This window comes from Sphingobium sp. CECT 9361 (assembly GCF_918741285.1).
Taxonomy (GTDB): Bacteria; Pseudomonadota; Alphaproteobacteria; order Sphingomonadales; family Sphingomonadaceae; genus Sphingobium.
Genome location: NZ_CAKKNC010000002.1, coordinates 217032 through 233026 on the forward strand (window position 1 = coordinate 217032; position 15995 = coordinate 233026).

The 15995-nt window shown below is 58.2% G+C and carries 14 protein-coding genes; 6 read left to right on the forward strand and 8 right to left on the reverse strand.

Features of this window, described 5'->3' with window-relative positions:
- The first annotated feature begins 79 nt into the window (after positions 1–79).
- Both wecC and LQ220_RS06170 read left to right on the forward strand, forming a co-directional pair.
- Complete coding sequence (gene wecC, locus LQ220_RS06165; protein WP_230187428.1) at positions 80–1375, forward strand: UDP-N-acetyl-D-mannosamine dehydrogenase; 1296 nt, start codon at positions 80–82, stop codon at positions 1373–1375.
- Positions 1376–1436: 61 nt separating this feature from the next.
- Complete coding sequence (locus LQ220_RS06170; protein WP_230187429.1) at positions 1437–2141, forward strand: fatty acid desaturase family protein; 705 nt, start codon at positions 1437–1439, stop codon at positions 2139–2141.
- A 13-nt stretch (positions 2142–2154) separates the two neighbouring features.
- On the opposite strand, the gene LQ220_RS06175 is transcribed toward LQ220_RS06170, so the two are convergent.
- The 8 genes from LQ220_RS06175 to LQ220_RS06210 form a co-directional block, all read right to left on the reverse strand.
- Positions 2155–3243: a glycosyltransferase family 1 protein gene (locus LQ220_RS06175; protein ID WP_230187430.1), complete on the reverse strand. Its 1089-nt coding sequence runs from the start codon at positions 3241–3243 to the stop codon at positions 2155–2157.
- Positions 3244–3440: 197 nt separating this feature from the next.
- Positions 3441–4751 (reverse strand): capsular biosynthesis protein, encoded by a 1311-nt coding sequence (locus LQ220_RS06180; RefSeq protein ID WP_230187431.1) that lies wholly within the window; start codon positions 4749–4751, stop codon positions 3441–3443.
- Complete coding sequence (locus LQ220_RS06185) at positions 4738–6378, reverse strand: capsule biosynthesis protein (RefSeq protein ID WP_230187432.1); 1641 nt, start codon at positions 6376–6378, stop codon at positions 4738–4740. Before LQ220_RS06185 ends, LQ220_RS06180 begins: the two co-directional genes overlap by 14 nt.
- Complete coding sequence (locus LQ220_RS06190; protein ID WP_230187433.1) at positions 6375–7226, reverse strand: alpha/beta fold hydrolase; 852 nt, start codon at positions 7224–7226, stop codon at positions 6375–6377. The genes LQ220_RS06185 and LQ220_RS06190 overlap by 4 nt, the downstream gene beginning before the upstream one ends.
- Positions 7227–7229: 3 nt before the next feature.
- The gene (gene kdsA / locus LQ220_RS06195) at positions 7230–8063 is read right to left on the reverse strand and encodes a 3-deoxy-8-phosphooctulonate synthase (RefSeq protein WP_230187434.1); all 834 of its coding nucleotides are present in this window, start codon (positions 8061–8063) and stop codon (positions 7230–7232) included.
- Between the two features lie 8 nt (positions 8064–8071).
- Complete coding sequence (locus LQ220_RS06200; protein WP_230187435.1) at positions 8072–8872, reverse strand: manno-octulosonate cytidylyltransferase; 801 nt, start codon at positions 8870–8872, stop codon at positions 8072–8074.
- Between the two features lie 28 nt (positions 8873–8900).
- Positions 8901–9869 carry a KpsF/GutQ family sugar-phosphate isomerase gene (locus tag LQ220_RS06205; RefSeq protein ID WP_230187436.1) on the reverse strand — a complete coding sequence of 323 codons (969 nt, stop codon included), beginning with the start codon at positions 9867–9869 and terminating at the stop codon, positions 8901–8903.
- A 169-nt stretch (positions 9870–10038) separates the two neighbouring features.
- Positions 10039–11073 (reverse strand): phytanoyl-CoA dioxygenase family protein, encoded by a 1035-nt coding sequence (locus LQ220_RS06210; RefSeq protein WP_230187437.1) that lies wholly within the window; start codon positions 11071–11073, stop codon positions 10039–10041.
- A 204-nt stretch (positions 11074–11277) separates the two neighbouring features.
- Here LQ220_RS06210 and LQ220_RS06215 point away from each other — a divergent pair, with 204 nt between their 5' ends.
- From LQ220_RS06215 to LQ220_RS06230, 4 genes are read left to right on the forward strand one after another with little or no spacing between them, the layout of a single operon-like run.
- The gene (locus LQ220_RS06215) at positions 11278–12642 is read left to right on the forward strand and encodes an exopolysaccharide biosynthesis polyprenyl glycosylphosphotransferase (protein WP_230187524.1); all 1365 of its coding nucleotides are present in this window, start codon (positions 11278–11280) and stop codon (positions 12640–12642) included.
- 16 nt (positions 12643–12658) lie between these two features.
- Positions 12659–13975 (forward strand): hypothetical protein, encoded by a 1317-nt coding sequence (locus LQ220_RS06220; protein ID WP_230187438.1) that lies wholly within the window; start codon positions 12659–12661, stop codon positions 13973–13975.
- Positions 13972–15135 carry a glycosyltransferase gene (locus tag LQ220_RS06225; protein ID WP_230187439.1) on the forward strand — a complete coding sequence of 388 codons (1164 nt, stop codon included), beginning with the start codon at positions 13972–13974 and terminating at the stop codon, positions 15133–15135. The genes LQ220_RS06220 and LQ220_RS06225 overlap by 4 nt, the downstream gene beginning before the upstream one ends.
- Positions 15132–15881: an FkbM family methyltransferase gene (locus tag LQ220_RS06230; protein ID WP_230187440.1), complete on the forward strand. Its 750-nt coding sequence runs from the start codon at positions 15132–15134 to the stop codon at positions 15879–15881. The genes LQ220_RS06225 and LQ220_RS06230 overlap by 4 nt, the downstream gene beginning before the upstream one ends.
- Positions 15882–15995 lie beyond the last annotated feature (114 nt).

Below are 15995 nucleotides of genomic sequence, written 5' to 3' on the forward strand. Positions count from 1 at the left end.
TGCTGGCCCATTACCGAAATATTCAGCTTTTCAAGGCAGGAATGTCCGCAAATCCACCTACCACGGGAATTTGCATTTCATGCCGGTCGACATCGAACAACAGGTTTCCGTTATCGGTCTTGGCTATATCGGGCTGCCAACCGCTGCATTGATTGCACGGTCCGGGGCAAAGGTCCTGGGCATAGACGTGTCGCAGACCGTTGTGGATACGGTCAACAATGGCCGAGTGCATATCGAAGAAGTCGATTTGGACGGGCTGGTACAGGGCGTAGTCGCGCGTGGATTGCTGCGCGCATCCACCCAAGTCGAGCCGAGCGATGTATTCGTGATCGCAGTGCCGACCCCTGTTTCGGAAGATCATGCGCCCGACATCAGCTTTGTCCTGTCGGCAGCGAGAACGATCGCGCCGGTGTTGAAAGCGGGCGACACAGTCATTCTGGAATCGACCTCGCCGGTTGGCACTACTGAAGCCATGCGCGATTTGCTGGGGACGCTGCGCGGCGATCTCAAGATGCCGGGGCAGGGCGGGGTGCCGGACGTCTCCATCGCCTATTGCCCGGAACGGGTTCTTCCGGGCCGCATTCTGGTCGAGTTAATCGACAACGACCGATGCATCGGGGGCATAACGCCGCGTTGCGCACGAAAGGCGCTGGGCTTCTATCGCCAGTTCGTTCGCGGGCAATGTATCACTACGACTGCGCGGGCGGCTGAGATGGTTAAGCTAGTTGAGAACAGCTTCCGTGACGTAAACATTGCGTTCGCCAACGAACTGTCGGTCATTGCCGAGGGCATGGGGATTGACGTTTGGGAAGTGATACGTCTGGCCAATCGTCATCCACGTGTGAACATATTGTCGCCCGGTCCTGGTGTGGGCGGTCATTGCATTGCCGTCGATCCGTGGTTCATTGTGCATGGCGACCCTGAAAATGCGAAGATCATCCGCACGGCACGGGAAGTGAACGACGCGAAAACCGATTATGTCGTTGCGAAGGCTTCAGACCTGATCGACACCCATCCGGGTGCGGAAATTGCGTGCCTCGGCCTGGCGTTCAAAGCCAACATCGACGACTTCCGTGAAAGCCCTGCGGTCAAGGTCGCAGCCCGATTGGCGCGACGCTATGGTCGGCGGATCAAACTCGTCGAACCTTATGCTGCTGACCTACCTGTGGATTTTGTCGGTACGGGGGCAGAGTTGATCGATATCGATAGTGCGTTGGAACGCTGCGATGTATTCATCGTGCTTGTCGATCACGACATCTTCAAGTCCGTTCCTGTCGAAGAGCGGGCGAGCAAAACCGTATACGACACGCGGGGCATATGGCCCGATCAGCCAATGGCCACCACTCAACCCATCCGGATCGCGGGCGCAGCGTAAGTCTGATCGACTTGCCATTCTGACGATTGGAAGGCTGGCGATGCTCTGCTAAAGGGCTGGAATGTTGATGCGTTTCGTGATCGCCCTGTTCTTTGCTTCGCTGGCTGCCAACGTTGCCTTTGTGCTGCGCGATCCCAGTTGGTGGGTGTTTCCCGCCATGCTCGTCGGGTGGTATGGTGCGGATTTGCTGTCTGGCGCAGTTCATATGTATATGGACTATCGGCCCTGCGTGACGGGCGTCGGTTTGGATCGGCTATATTTTTATGGCGGATCGCGTGAATCGCAGGAATATCAAACTATGTTTCGCAGTGCGATGAAGCGCATCAATCCGCTCGAACGGTTGGTTTATGATTTCAAGAACCACCATCCACGGCCCGATGCACTGGGTAGGCGCGGGGTCGTGCGCTTGATCGGATCGACGGTTCTTGCCGGGGCGCTGCCACTTTCTCTACTGATGAATGCCGCAGCCGTCATGTTCCCGGTCCCCGGCTGGGCTATCGCAGCTATGGTCGCATTACTGCTAGGCGGCGCTTTCGCCCAATATTTCCACGGCACATTACATCGCGCCGACAATGTCTGGATCGTGCGGGTCATGCGGCAAACAGGACTGCTGATGACGCCCGCAGCGCATCAATTGCATCACGATACCCTGAAACGTGATTTCAGCACCAATTGCGGTTGGAGTAATCCGCTGTTGAACCGGGTTTTCAAGATTGCGTATGAAAGGCAATGGTTGCGGGACGAGGGGCTTGAGCCCGTTGGCTAAGCAACAAGATCGTTCATAGGACGTTTCTCTCCCGAACGGTTGGAAGCCACGCATCTACCTTGGTAAAATGCTCATCCCATGTGGGAGCATGAAACCCCTCCATACGATCCACCTGTTTGTGTCGCGCCGGACTATCTTTCGGCAAATACGCCTCAATCGTTTGGCGCCAACCGAGACCATCGATCGGACTAAGATATTCGGGGATATCATCGGCCAATTCCCGAAAGACTCCGATGTCGCTGGCGATAACAGGCAGCCCTGTTGCTAACGCTTCGATCAGTGGCATTCCATAACCTTCGGTGAAGGAGGGGAACAGTAAGGCGCGCGCATGATGGAAATAGCGGGCCACTTCCTCGTCCGGACAATGCGGTAGCTCCAGCACATGGCGCGAAAGCCCCGGACATCTTTCAAGCAGATCTACAGCTTGTTCGCTTTCCCAGCCACGTTTTCCTATGATCACCAGAACAGGCGCATTCTCGCCCATGTCGGCAACCATGTCGCGCCAGATGTTCAACATGAGGATATGGTTTTTTCGGCCTTCGATCGTACCCAGCATGACGAAATAGGGGCGGTCGATAGGGCTGGGCGTCTGATCGGGACGTGTCATCAAACGTGTCCCAAGATAGGCAGTCAAGGTGGGCGGCATAGGGTGATCGTGCGCGCCAGCAAACTGCTGCAGTGCTTTTACGGTGTCGTTGGAATTGGCGATTACACCGTGACCGCGATTGAGGATCGTTCGGACACGTTCAGTATGACGGACGTCTTCGCCTGCGCGACAATATTCCGGATGGGTTATCGGGATCAGGTCGTGGAGCAGGTAAATCGGGCTAACCTCTAAAGAGGCCGCACTCGATTTTGAGTCCAGCCCGGTGTGGCCGACATTGAGATATGGTCTTCCCATGCCGCGGCTCGCATCACCGAAATTCGAGAGGATCGCACGGATCCCCAATATGGACATGTCCCGCTTAAATCCGCCTATGCCGAAACGAAGGATCGCGAAAAGGCGGTCGGACTGTTCCGGCGACAAGATACGCCGAAAGCGACCGCGCTCTACAACTGCCTGGGCTTGGGGCGCAAAATGTTTGAGATAGGCAAGGCACACATGGTCGACCCCCGTAGGCATTCCGCCAACCCAGATGCGCCAGATCAGGCGGCGTACGTCTAGCAATAATGGACGAGAACGCACTCTAACTTCACCTGACGCCGATATTGAATGGCAGTTGCCACACATTGTTTCCGAAAAAAAGCGATACAACTTTGACTAACTGTCAGAAGAAAATACCTGTCATCACAAGATTTCTACGACAAAATTCTTCTGGACACGGATTCTATCAATATGGAAACCGCGGTGTTGCTCGCAAAGCCGCCCCTGACTAGGCAATCATTATGCAGCACTTGGCGAAAAGAACGCCACGTAGCATCGTCCGGCGTTTGTGGATCGGTCCAGAACCGGTCGAGTTCTCCCTGATGCGTAATACCCTGAATATCGTATATCGCATCACCAAGAACAGTAACGGGAATTCTGGATTCAAGCGCAAAAGTACCCGATGTTGAGTTGACCGTGACCATTCCAACGGAATGTTTTGCCAAATAAGCCAAATCGCCGCCCGCAAGGTGAACCACTCGATCGGCCAGATTTTGCCGCGTGGCTTCGCGCTTAACAAACCTGGACCAGATCGTCGTCCCGGCGTCCAGTGGATGCTCCTTGATAAGGAGCATGGCGTCGGCGGGCGCATGGTGCGCAAAACTGTCGAGCACATAGTGCACCGCGCTTGCCATGTCGGGAAAGGGGCTGTGTTCGCGGATCTGATAGTCTGAGCTGAGCTGAAGGGGGAAAAGAAAGTAACGTTTTCCTTCAACCCGGGCGAGCGCGCGCTTTGTGCGTTGCTCTGCGAGTCTTTTGGTTACGACCAGCTTCCATCCCCACCGCACCCCTTCAATCAATACAGATCCAGGTCGGTGCGAACGATAATGGGGAAAGCGCCAGCATTGCGTGACGACATGATGAAAATAGCGATAGCTGTCTCTGATACGCCTATCGAAGCTCGCCGTTATGGGGGGCAGTTCGGGGACGGGGGGCAGGGTGCGAGCCTGTTCGAGAAACCATTTCGGGTCACGCGGCAATGTAGAGTGACCGTTCACGCCATCCAGTTCCATTGTCACCCAGTCGGGACGAATATAGCCTTCCTCGAACACATGAATATTGATGTCGCGCAGTTTCGCCATTCCGTGTGCGGCGCGATGCATAGGGCGACAATCGCCGAAGAGCATGACATCGGTAATGCCCTTGTCGCGAAGGAAATGATCGAAAAAACGAGGCCACTTGGCGAAGCGATCGCGAAAATCGACGGCGCCTTCGCCCGGCCAGTCGATCCGGTCGCCGCCATTGAAATTGATGCGATGCACCGCGGCACCCAACGCGCGCAGCCGCTCACCCAGTAAGCAGAAAAAGGGGCCGGGCGGTCCCTGAAGCATGACAAATACACGGCCGGCTAATGACGGCTGCGCTGCCGGCGGAAGATCGCGACTTACATCGCGAAGATGCGACTTGGCCGTAGGGCTGCTGCGAAAGCCGACGGTGGGCTCATTGCCAATATCAAACTTCTTCAACGGAACCCGCCCGGAATCGCCAGCGATTCACTTTTCCCTGAAGCCTGCGTAGCGGCACGATGAATCGGCTTTCCTTCTTTACCCCTGCAACCAGCCGCCTCACCAGTATCTCAGGGGGGCAGGGCAGGCCAGTGACCGGGTCTAAATAGCGGGGATAAAGCAACAGCACGGCTGCCGCTAGTTCATTGATGACGATGCGTCTTTTACGGCGCGTAGGTGTTGCTGCAAGGTCACGGGTCAAGCCCCAGCCAGCATAAAATGGGGTGCCGTGACACGTGACATCCTTACCCCGCAACAGCGCTTCGAATCCTGCGAGCGATGATAGCACGTGCACAGCATCGACCATATCCAGCAGCGCCGAAATGGCCGTGCCCCGATCTATAGAGTCAGCGTAAGCCAGCGCCGCCTCATCCGAAACATGGCCTTTGCGATGCCCGGCATCCACATCGGGATGCGGGCGATAGATTATGTAGGCGTCGGGTTCCGCAGCACGCGCACGCCGCAAAAGATCAAGATTGCCGCGCACATCGCCCCGCGCTGCCAATACCGAACGGTCGTCCTCAACCTGCCCCGGCACAAGCAGATGCCGCTTGTCTCCACCCGGCCGGTCCAGCGTACCGCTGCCTACGCCATATTTCGACAAGCCTGAAGATACGATCAGTTCGCGTATGGCCGCCGCTCTGGCCAACTGTTCCGGCATAATGTCTGCATCATTCAACAATCGCTCCAGAGCGCTTTCTTGTGCCGGATCGAAATGAACGCCTATGGAATCGACCGTGATGGAAAGAGGGGGAACGCAGTCAGCGCCAAGGCCAATCGACCGGATGAATCCGTCCTCAACTTCGTGCAGCAGGGCAGGGTTATTGGCCGCGCGCTGTTCTATAGCCTTTAGCAGGTCGGGCGGTGTCTTCGCTTTCCACACCGCAACCGCCGCATCCAGGGGCAAGGACTGCAGCGCATCGAGTGACGCAATATGGTGAACGTTCGAACATCCGTTCCAGAGCAGCGGTTCGACCGTCTCGCGCTTCCAGAAAGCCATGCCTGCAGCCGCTGCAATCGTCCGATTGGCATCAATGATGCTGCGCCAATACGCTAATAGTTCAATCGTTTGGGCCATGCCGACAGGTTCGGTGGTGAATGGGTCGATGTGCACCCATTGCTGGCAGTATTCGTGCAGCGTTGCGATGGCATCGGGATAGGGTGCTCCGTCCATCCCCTCGACTGCGCGCCCTGCCAAAACCGCGATAAGCAAGCGCTCATCGTCGAAATTGCCCCAGAACATCGATGCTTTATCGGACATGTGCCAAGGGTCAGCGTCGCCGATGACCACCGCGATGTGCGACGTATCGACTTGTTGTGCGACAGTCTTATCCTTCGCCCACAGGACGAACGGCTTTTCTATGATGGTGGCACGTTCAACCATGCTCCTCGCACTGACCGTATCCCACGGGCACCCGACGATAGCGCCAGCGGGTATAGCGGGCTGCGCAGCCCAGAATGTGCCGCCTACTTTTGCATCCCGTAGCAGCGGCAGGATGATTTCGGATTCATCCGTACCTTTACCAGCACGGGCTAGCTGCGTGACTTTGCTGCCGGGAAAGGGCGGGATGCGGAGCAACGGTATCATGGCCGATGCACACCCTCTATCGCCCAGTGTTCCGGCAATGGCGGTAGCGGAGTGCCTTCTCCCTTTGCAAGAGCCTCGATGGCTTCGGCCACCCACGGGCCCATTGTCTGCATCACAGGCTTATGCGCCCAGTTTGCGATTGCTATGGCCGTCGCCGGTCCACCGCTGCTTTTTAGAAGAACGGCAGCACTGCTTGGCGCAACGATCCGGTCTTCGGCACCCTGCAGGATAAGGAGTGGCGCAGTAACGCAATGCGCCGTGCGACGATTGTCCCATTGGTCGGGCAAAAATGACCGCAGGAGCGGCGGGGCGGCTTCGCGGATATCCGAGAACGCGCTGATTGCGATGACGCCTGCCGCGTGCCCGTCCGTGCAGGCCGCCTGTAATGCCACTGCGGCGCCTAAAGAATGTCCCACGAACCATAAGCGCGCATCTGGCCCGGCAAGCTGCCGCGCCTTTGCGACAAAGGCAGTCGCGTCTGTCAGTAGTCCTTCGCGCGAAGGATGGCCGGGATTGCCGCCGAAGCCGCGATAAGACGCCACGAGTACGGCATCGCCCCCCGCTGCAAGATACTGCGCATATTTTGCGCCTACGCCTTGGTGCGCGCCGCGACCGTGGAAAAAGATAAATATATCGCGATCATCCGCGCGGGCGGGTGGCCAGTAGAACCCTTCCAGTATCAAGCCATCGCGGGTCGAAACGGAGAGCCTCTCCGGCCGGGCTTTGGTCCATTCGGCGATCGCGATAGGTTCGGTGCGCGGTGCATAAAGCGCATTTCGAGCGATGCTGCATCCCGAGACGGCCAATAAAGCAGCGGCCAAAGGCACCGCCAAAATACGCGCCTTCATCTTTCAGCTCACGGAGCGGGGAACCCGCGACAAAGCAAGCAGATCGCTAAGCAACGCCTCCGCCTTGTCCAGTGGCCAGGCATTGGGCCCGTCTGAAAGCGCATTTTCCGGATTTGGATGCGTTTCCATGAAAAGCCCATTTATACCAGCAGCAACCGCTGCGCGCGCCAGCAGTGGCACAAACTCCCGGTCGCCACCCGACCGGTCGCCCAGTCCGCCGGGCCTTTGTACGGAATGGGTGGCATCGAACACGACCGGACAACCCGTTTGCGCCATCGTAGCAAGGCCACGCATATCCACGACCAGATTATTGTAGCCAAAGGTGGTGCCGCGCTCACACACTGCGATGCAATCGGTATCGAGACCGGCGCGGGCAGCAGCAGCGCGCCCCTTTGCGACGACCTGCGTCATGTCGCTGGGCGCCATGAACTGGGCTTTCTTGATGTTCACGGGCTTCCCGGTCGACGATGCCGCTTCTATCAGATCTGTCTGGCGAGCAAGAAACGCCGGGGTTTGGAGCATGTCGACCGCATCAGCGGCAGCGCGGCATTGTTCGGGGGTGTGGATGTCGGTCAGGACCGGCAGGCCGGTTTCTGTGCGAACCTTTTCCAATATCCGCAGGCCTTCGTCCATTCCCGGCCCACGAAAGGTCGCGCCGGAGGAACGGTTGGCTTTGTCGAAGCTGCTTTTGAAGATCAAAACGATGCCCAGCCGGTCGGCAATCGCGCGCAACGTTTCCGCAACGGACAGAACAAGACCTTCGGACTCGATTACGCAGGGGCCAGCAATGACGAACAAAGGCGCGTCACCGCCTATCGATTTTCCCGCAATCTTCATGGATCGGCCTATACTATCCCACGCGCGGACAAGATAGCCTCGATTGGTCCGGTATCCGATGGGTTATTAAGTTCGATGGCGTCCCATTCCGGTGGGTCGGCAACGACCACCGCGACAGGGATCCCGTAAAACAGGAACCGCAGTTGCTCCAGCCCTTCAATGGCTTCCAAGTCCGTCGTCGCAAGAGCCGCATAACGCTCCAAAGCCGAACGGCGATAAGCGTAAAGACCTAGATGCAACAGCACGGGAGGCGAGTCTTCATATGTGCTGCCAACGGCAATGTGCGGCAACACGCGCTTCGAGAAATACAGCGCCTCGTTCCTGGCATTGCACACCACTGTCGTGCCGCCCACTCGACCATGTGCCTGATCGTTCAGCAGATGGGCATAGACCGTTGGCGAACAGCGCACGGCGACTGTAGCGACTTCGCAGTTCGGATGCTCGTGCATATGCGCGATGAGCATAGATACCAGATCGGGCGGGGTAAGCAGCGCATCACCCTGAAAATTGACGACAACGTCGACGTCTTCAGGCAGCGAAGGCAGAGCCGCCCCCACACGTTCTGAGCCATTGGCGCATTCCGGCGGCGTCATTGCGATCTGTGCACCGCATTCCAACGCTACGTTGGCGATGCGCTCATCGTCGGTCGCGACGAACAGGTGATCTACACCTTGAACGGTACGCGCAGCCTCGATGCTCCGCTGGACCAATGGTTTTGAAAGGCCGCTTGCGCCCTTCAACGGCGCCAGAGGTTTTCCCGGAAAGCGCGAAGACGCATATCGCGCAGGAATGATGATCGCCGTAGTCATGGGAATGTTCTGAATCGCTGAGAAGCGGTCAGAGGCTCATTGCCATGCTGTGGATATGGAGCAACCCCAGAGGCTGCCGGGGGTTTTCGCTGCTCATCACGAACACCACCGTAATGGCGGCCTCAGACAACAGCGTCAGTGCATCTTCGATCGGCGTGCCGCTCGGCACCGTGATCGGATTGCGCGTCATCACATCGCCTGCCGTCGCAATCAACATCTGATCGAATGACCGCCGCAAATCGCCATCGGTAATGATGCCGATAAGATTGCCATCGTCGTCGACGACCCCCGCCGCGCCTTTGCCGGTCGATGTCATTTCCAGCACGACGTCGCGCATCCCTGTCGTGGGGCGGACGAGCGGAAGCGGGTCTTCACTACGGAGCAGGGTGTCCACTGGCATCAGCTTCCACCCGATGTTTCCGCCGGGGTGGAGCCGCATCAGGTCCGTTCGCGACGTCCCGCGCATCTCCATCACAGCGATCGCCAACGCATCGCCCAACGCAAGCATCATTGTAGTGGATGTTGTGGGGGCTATTTTGACGGGGCAGGCTTCCGCCATTCGCGGCAGGCAAATGGCTACAGTGGATTGGCGCACTATCGGCGAGTCTGCCTTGGACGCCATTGCAACGATTGGAATCCCGATCTGTCGCGCATGGCCAACGATGGCGCGTAGCTCAACGGTCGCGCCTGAGTTCGACAGAACAACGAGGCTATCGACCGATTTGAGCATCCCCAGATCGCCGTGCGAAGCTTCGGCGGGGTGAACGAAGAAAGCCGGTGTTCCTGTCGAGGCCAATGTCGCAGCTATCTTTCGCGCGATGTGGCCTGATTTGCCGATGCCGGTAACGATTACGCGTCCAGCGGTGGCGGCAACGATCCGGACGGCAGCTGAGAAATTCTCATCCAGAGCCACGCTCAAGGCATTCAAGCCAGATGCTTCTTGCTCTATGACGCGCCGTCCACTTTCGATGGATGAAATCCGAGTGGCTATGTTCATACGCGGGTGTCCCTGCACAAATCACTTTATGTTTTACAATCCCGCCCCGCCCGCGTTTGTAGTTTAGGAAGCCGGTATTGCAAGCACGTTTTCGCGCTGCACAATTTTGTTAACTATAACGAGTAAGTAAATATGCTGTTATGACAATCGCTTGATTAGCGGGATGCTATCAACCATCCGATGGCCGCTTTACGCCGACGTCGGTCCAAGGCTGGCCAATCCAGCGGGCCAGTCGATCGCGGGCCAGCCACATTAACGAGATACGCCGAAACGCAATTCCCGGGAGCGATAGCGGGTCAAGGCCCGTCCACGGGATAAACGGATTGCGCCGTGCATATGCCCATATCTCCACCCGCGTCGTGGGTCGCACGGAAGCGCCGCGGGCATGAAAACCACATGTGTCCGCAACCACCAGCGTATTTGCTTTGACCGCAAGTTTGACCGGCTCCGGAAGCCCCATTGCGCGCAGTTCATCCCGATCGACGCGCATCGATCCGCGCGCGGAAAGATGATCCACGCCTTCGGGCGCTATCATGCTGCGCGCTTTCTCCCATGCCAGACGCTGCTGGGTCAGGCGATGGGAGCCGGGAACATATGTGAATGGGCCTTCGTCCTCCGCAACGTCAGTCAGAAAGAACCAGGCTTTCATCGTGGGATGGAAGGTATCCGCGTGCAGCAGTTCCTGCGGATCTGGCGGAGCTTCCGCGCGATGCGAGAGGATGGTCTGAATATAATATAGCGGTTCGCTGGCATAGCTTGCCACATATTGCATCAACCCGTGCCAGCGAGGCGTTGTAAAGAGCTTGGCCAAGCCTGGCACCTCACGCATCAGCTTTGCATCGATCGCGATACGCCGGGTGATCGTGTCGCCCTGCAACATCTCCCGCGCAGGATATGCGCGGTCCAGCAATGTGGACCGTAATGTCTCGAACTGCGCGGGGCCAAGGAAATTGGGGATAGCAACGTAACCGAGTGCATCGAACTGAATGCGATCTTCCGCCGAAACCCCTCGCGCAAGCTTACGGCGTCGATAGGCTGCTGCCCGGTGAGCAAGCGCCATTCGCTTCACATGCAACCCATAGCCGTTCAAGCGCTTCGATCCGATGAACGGATTGTCCTTGAACGATTTGGCCCCTGTCGCAAGCTGGAGAAGGTGCCATGGGCTTGCTGTTATCGAGCGAAGAGAGGTGCGCATCAATGCCATCGTGACAGATGCAATGCCGCTGGCTCGTCGCGGAGTAAAGATGTGTTACGAATTCTTTCTCGGAAGTGGATGTTGTTTGTGTTCGGAAGCCGCTTCTGTTCCGGAACAATTATCAGCGATATTCCGATACGCCGATAATAGTGCTACGAGCCTGCTCGGCATGATGATTTTAGGGAAGTTCAGGTGAATGCACCTGTCCATCAGATGATAACGCAACAGCGTGGCCCGACACTTTCGGCGTTGCGTGTGCGATTGTATCTGATCAGCTTGATCGCGGACATCGCCATTTTGTTCGCTGCGTTTGCGCTCGCCAACCTGCTCGTCATTGGCGAGTTCGTAGGCGAGCCTGCAAAGCCGCACGGCCTGGTCATGTTCGCCATGATCGCCCCGGTCTATGCCTTGCTGGCTGTGCAGGCGGGCGTATATGGGGTGCGCAGTCTGGCGACGCCGCGCGCTACCGCCATGCGTGCCTGTTGGGCGCTGATGCAGGCAATCATGCTGATGCTCGTGATCATATACTTCGGGAAGATCGCCGAGCAGCTTTCGCGCCTGACCTTTCTCGTCGGCGTCGGTTTCAGCATGGCTGGGCTTGTCGCGCTACGGCCTATTCTGGCGCGGGTTGTCCCTGCGCTGATAGGGGAAATGCCTGCGGTCGCAGTTATGATCGTGGATGGCGTCCCATTTTCTCCTATTACGCAAACCAGCGTGTTGGATGCCTCACAACTGGGCATAGATCCTGCGCGCCACGACGCCGAGATGGCAGCTCGCCTTGCCGCAGCGGTTGGTCATGCCGAACGGGTTATCGTCGCTTGTCCAAGCGCGCGTATCAACGATTGGTCGATAGCCTTGAAATCGCTTGAGGCGCGTGGCGAAATTCTTGTGCCCGAGTTGATGCGTTTCGCACCGGCCAAGCTTGACGAATATGAGCGGCATCCGACATTGGTCGTGGCGGGCGGCCCACTGCAATATCGTGACCGCATCATCAAGCGCCTGTTCGATATGATCGTCGCGAGCGCGGGCACTGTCCTGCTGTCCCCTATTTTTATTGCCGTGGCTATCGCCATCAAGCTGACCAGTCCCGGTCCAGTGCTGTTTCGTCAGCCGCGGCTCGGGCGAGATGCACGGCTTTTTTCGATCTACAAGTTCCGGACGATGCGGGCCGACATGACGGACCATGCCGCCGCGCAGCTTACCCAACGCAGCGATCCGCGTGTCACGCGGATCGGCGGTTTCCTGCGCCGGACCAGCATTGATGAACTGCCGCAGATATTCAATGTCCTGAAAGGCGACATGAGCATCGTCGGACCGCGCCCCCATGCCGCTGCGGCCAAGGCAGCCGACAAGCTGTATTGGGAAGTCGACGATCGCTATTGGCAACGGCATTGCATCAAGCCGGGCATCACCGGCTTGGCGCAAGTGCGCGGCCATCGCGGCGCGACCAATGTGCATCAGGATCTGATCGATCGGCTGCAATCCGATCTGGAATATGTGACCAACTGGTCGATCTGGCGCGATATCCGCATCGTGCTGGCGACGTTGCGTGTGCTGGTCCACGACAAGGCATACTGAACTGTCCGGCCACCCCATGTCCATTGTTGCACGTCTGGAAGGGTCGGCGCGTATCCTCGCACTGGTCAAGCTGGCCAATGTGGCGCTGGCGATGCTGTGGGGCTTTGCCGTCACCTATGTATTTGTCCGCTTGCTGCCGATTCAGGAATTCCGGGCATTCCTGCTGCTGGTGGCGTTCGGTAATTTTACGGTCTCGGCGGAATTGGGGCTGACGAGCATCGCCTATAACCGCCTGCGGCGGCACTGGCTCGCCGCGCGTGGGGAAGGGGAGGCGAGCGATTTCCGGCCGGAGGAACTGGGCGTTCTGGTCGCGCTGCTTGGTGGACTGACGCTGACCGCGACGCTGGCGATGATCGGCGCGATCCTGCTGGGTATCATCTCGACGCAATACCCATGGCTGTTCGTGCTGTTTTTCCTGACGGCCTGCCTCAATCTGTTCGCGACGCTCGCCAAGCGTGCGTTGGCTGCGGTGGACCGAAATATGCTCTGGGAAGGGCTGGATATGGCGCGGCGGCTGGTGCTGCTTTCGCTGTTGGTGGCAACATTGGTGGGCTTGAACCTCACCGTGTCGGTGCTTCTCCAACTATTGGTCAGTTTCAGCGCTATCGGCATGGCTTTGTTGCTGCTGCATCGTCGGATGGCGCTGCGGGCCGGACACTGGTTTGCGCTTCGCGTGGGGGGAGGACATGTGCGGCGGCATTATCTGGCAGACTTCGGCGCTTCTGCCGCACTCACGGTTTCTGAGGTCGTGGCCTACAACGCGCCGTATTTCCTGATCGCACTGGCGACGCACGATCCGCGCCCGCTTCTGCTGTTCGATTTCCTGTTCAAAGTCAGCCGCTCGATCAGCGCACTGGTGCGCGCAATGATCGAGGCGGCGTTGCCGCGCCTGACTTCGGCCTGGTATCGTGGTGATGCTGCGCGGTTCAGGCAATTGCTACTCCGGGCCGTGATCGCTGGCGGCGGCATGGCGTTGGCCATCGGCATTGCCCTCATCGTCTTCGGCAGGGTGCTGGTGCTTTCCTTGTTCGATGGAAAGCTGATCGTTGATCGGGTCGATCTGGCCGGTATAGCGCTGCTGTTGCTGGGTCTGAGTATCACATGCGTATCGGTTTATGTGCAGGCGGCTCTGGGACGGTTCAGATTGCTGCTGCGCCAGTCTTTGCCTTTTCTGGCGGGATCGGTGCTCTCCGTACCGTTGGCCGCACTCGCCGCGCGCAATGGCGTCTCTTTCACAGAGGCCTTTTCGCTTCTATTGCTTATGACGTTCCTCGGCACCGGGATGCTCCATGCCTTCGCATTGTGCCGTCTTACGCAAAGCGTGAAGGCATGAAGATCGCCATGGTCGATCCATCGCTGTTTACCGGGCGCTATGACGACAGCCTGTGTGCGGCATTGGGCGCGGAAGGGCATGACGTTACGCTGCTTGGACGTCCGCTGAGAACGACCGACGCGATCCTTCCGCAAAACTATCGCTACAGCCCGCGCTACTTCCGCGTCGGTGAAACCGCTCGCCGTTTCGTTGGCGAGGGCCTCCAGTTCCGCGCAATCAAGGCGGCGGAGTATTTCGCCGATTGTTTGATCGGCGCAAAACCGAGCGCCGATGTCGTGCACTATCAATGGCTACCCTTCGCGCCCGCCGACAGACATATCCTGCGTCGCCTAAGCCATACGGGCGTTCCGCTCGTCCACACTGTCCATAATGCCAGCGCCTATCATGGCGACGCGAATTTGCAGGGCAGAGGCTATGCGGAACTTCTGGACCACTTCGACCGGCTGATCGTTCATGGCCAGACCACGAAGGACGCGCTCGTCAGTAAAGGTGTTGCGTCCGAACGTATCGCGATCATCCCGCATCCCCCCATGCAGCTTGCGCCTGCGACCGATGCAAGTCGCGCTGCCATGCCGCCACCGCAATCACCCCGCATACTCTTCTTCGGCACGATCCGGCCCTATAAAGGCCTCGACCTGCTGATCGAAGCCTGCCTCGCCTTGTGGCGGAAGGGTGCACAATTCGAACTCGCGATTGCGGGAAAACCGTTCATGGACATCGCCCCCATGCTGGCCAGCGTCACCGACGCCGGTTTCGCGCAATCGCTCCACACCGACCTTGGCTTCCTGGAAGAAAGCCGCCTGTCGGCATGGATCGAAAGCGCGGACCTGCTGGTCTTCCCGTATCGGCACATCGATTCCAGCGGTGCATTCCTGTCCGCGCTGCATTGTGGCAAAGCGATGGTCTGTACCGATACAGGATTATTTTCTTCGCTACGGGACGAGGATGCGGTCGCACTTGTCCCTTGCGAAAACGCGGACGCATTGGCGCAGAGCCTCTTGCCGATACTCCAGAGCGCTGCCATCAGGCACGAAATGGGCAACCGCGTAGCGGCGCTGGGGCATCGCCTCGGCAATTGGGACAAGGCAGGATCGGCAACGGTGGACATGTATCAGCAGGCACAGGCGATCGCCGCCCGCGGCGGGAAGGCCAACGCATGAGTCCCCGCGTCAAACGTGAACTGCGCGACCGCTGGCTGGCCCTGCGCCTTTCGCTGCGCGGCCGGGTGCACGAATATCCCGAAGTTTTGCAATTGCGGCGGCTGGTCGCGGCATTCGATATCGACTGTATCATCGACGTCGGGGCCAATGCCGGTCAGCACGCCACCATGCTACGCCGCGATGTCGGCTTCAAAGGCACAATCCTCTCGTTCGAGCCCAACCCGCAGGTATTTGCCGCACTGGAACGCAACGCTGCGCGCGATCCGTACTGGCATGCCTTCAACGTCGCCTTGTCGAATACAGACGGCACGGCGCAATTCAATGTGATGGCGGCCAATCAGTTCAGTTCGCTGGAAGTCCCAGCCGAACGGATGGACCCGATCTTTGTCGAGCGGAACAAGGTCGCCCAGACCGTCGATGTGCAGTGCCAGAGGCTGGATGGGCTATATCCGCAATTGCAGGCCAAGCATGGCTTCTCCCGCACGCTGCTCAAGATGGATACGCAGGGCCATGACAGCATCGTCTGCGAAGGGGCGGGCAATCTGCTGAGCGACATGATCGCTATCCAGACTGAGTTGGCGATCCAGCCGCTCTATCGCGGAGGGAAAGGCTATCGCGACATGATAGACCTTATGGATGCGCAGGGTTTTGCCCCCAGCGCGTTCTTTGCGAATAATAAGGGGCATTTCCCCTGCTTGATCGAAATGGATGGGCTCTTCGTCAATCGCGAGGCGTTGAAGGGGTAGCCCCTAAAGCGCTCCAATCCGCCCATATTCGCAGGGCGTGTCATCGTTTCGTCATAACGGACACAAATCAGTAACATTACTGTCGCCAAAACGACACGTGAATACAATCAACCT

What these genes read in the sequence shown, in the direction of transcription:
- LQ220_RS06210 (WP_230187437.1), bottom strand. Translation starts at nt 11,073, where the DNA reads ATGGCATTGATGCGCACCTCTCTTCGCTCGATAACAGCAAGCCCATGG.
- wecC (WP_230187428.1), top strand. Translation starts at nt 80, where the DNA reads ATGCCGGTCGACATCGAACAACAGGTTTCCGTTATCGGTCTTGGCTAT.
- LQ220_RS06225 (WP_230187439.1), top strand. Translation starts at nt 13,972, where the DNA reads ATGAAGATCGCCATGGTCGATCCATCGCTGTTTACCGGGCGCTATGAC.
- LQ220_RS06215 (WP_230187524.1), top strand. Translation starts at nt 11,278, where the DNA reads ATGATAACGCAACAGCGTGGCCCGACACTTTCGGCGTTGCGTGTGCGA.
- LQ220_RS06185 (WP_230187432.1), bottom strand. Translation starts at nt 6,378, where the DNA reads ATGATACCGTTGCTCCGCATCCCGCCCTTTCCCGGCAGCAAAGTCACG.
- LQ220_RS06200 (WP_230187435.1), bottom strand. Translation starts at nt 8,872, where the DNA reads ATGACTACGGCGATCATCATTCCTGCGCGATATGCGTCTTCGCGCTTT.
- LQ220_RS06190 (WP_230187433.1), bottom strand. Translation starts at nt 7,226, where the DNA reads ATGAAGGCGCGTATTTTGGCGGTGCCTTTGGCCGCTGCTTTATTGGCC.
- LQ220_RS06230 (WP_230187440.1), top strand. Translation starts at nt 15,132, where the DNA reads ATGAGTCCCCGCGTCAAACGTGAACTGCGCGACCGCTGGCTGGCCCTG.
- kdsA (WP_230187434.1), bottom strand. Translation starts at nt 8,063, where the DNA reads ATGAAGATTGCGGGAAAATCGATAGGCGGTGACGCGCCTTTGTTCGTC.
- LQ220_RS06170 (WP_230187429.1), top strand. Translation starts at nt 1,437, where the DNA reads ATGTTGATGCGTTTCGTGATCGCCCTGTTCTTTGCTTCGCTGGCTGCC.
- LQ220_RS06220 (WP_230187438.1), top strand. Translation starts at nt 12,659, where the DNA reads ATGTCCATTGTTGCACGTCTGGAAGGGTCGGCGCGTATCCTCGCACTG.
- LQ220_RS06205 (WP_230187436.1), bottom strand. Translation starts at nt 9,869, where the DNA reads ATGAACATAGCCACTCGGATTTCATCCATCGAAAGTGGACGGCGCGTC.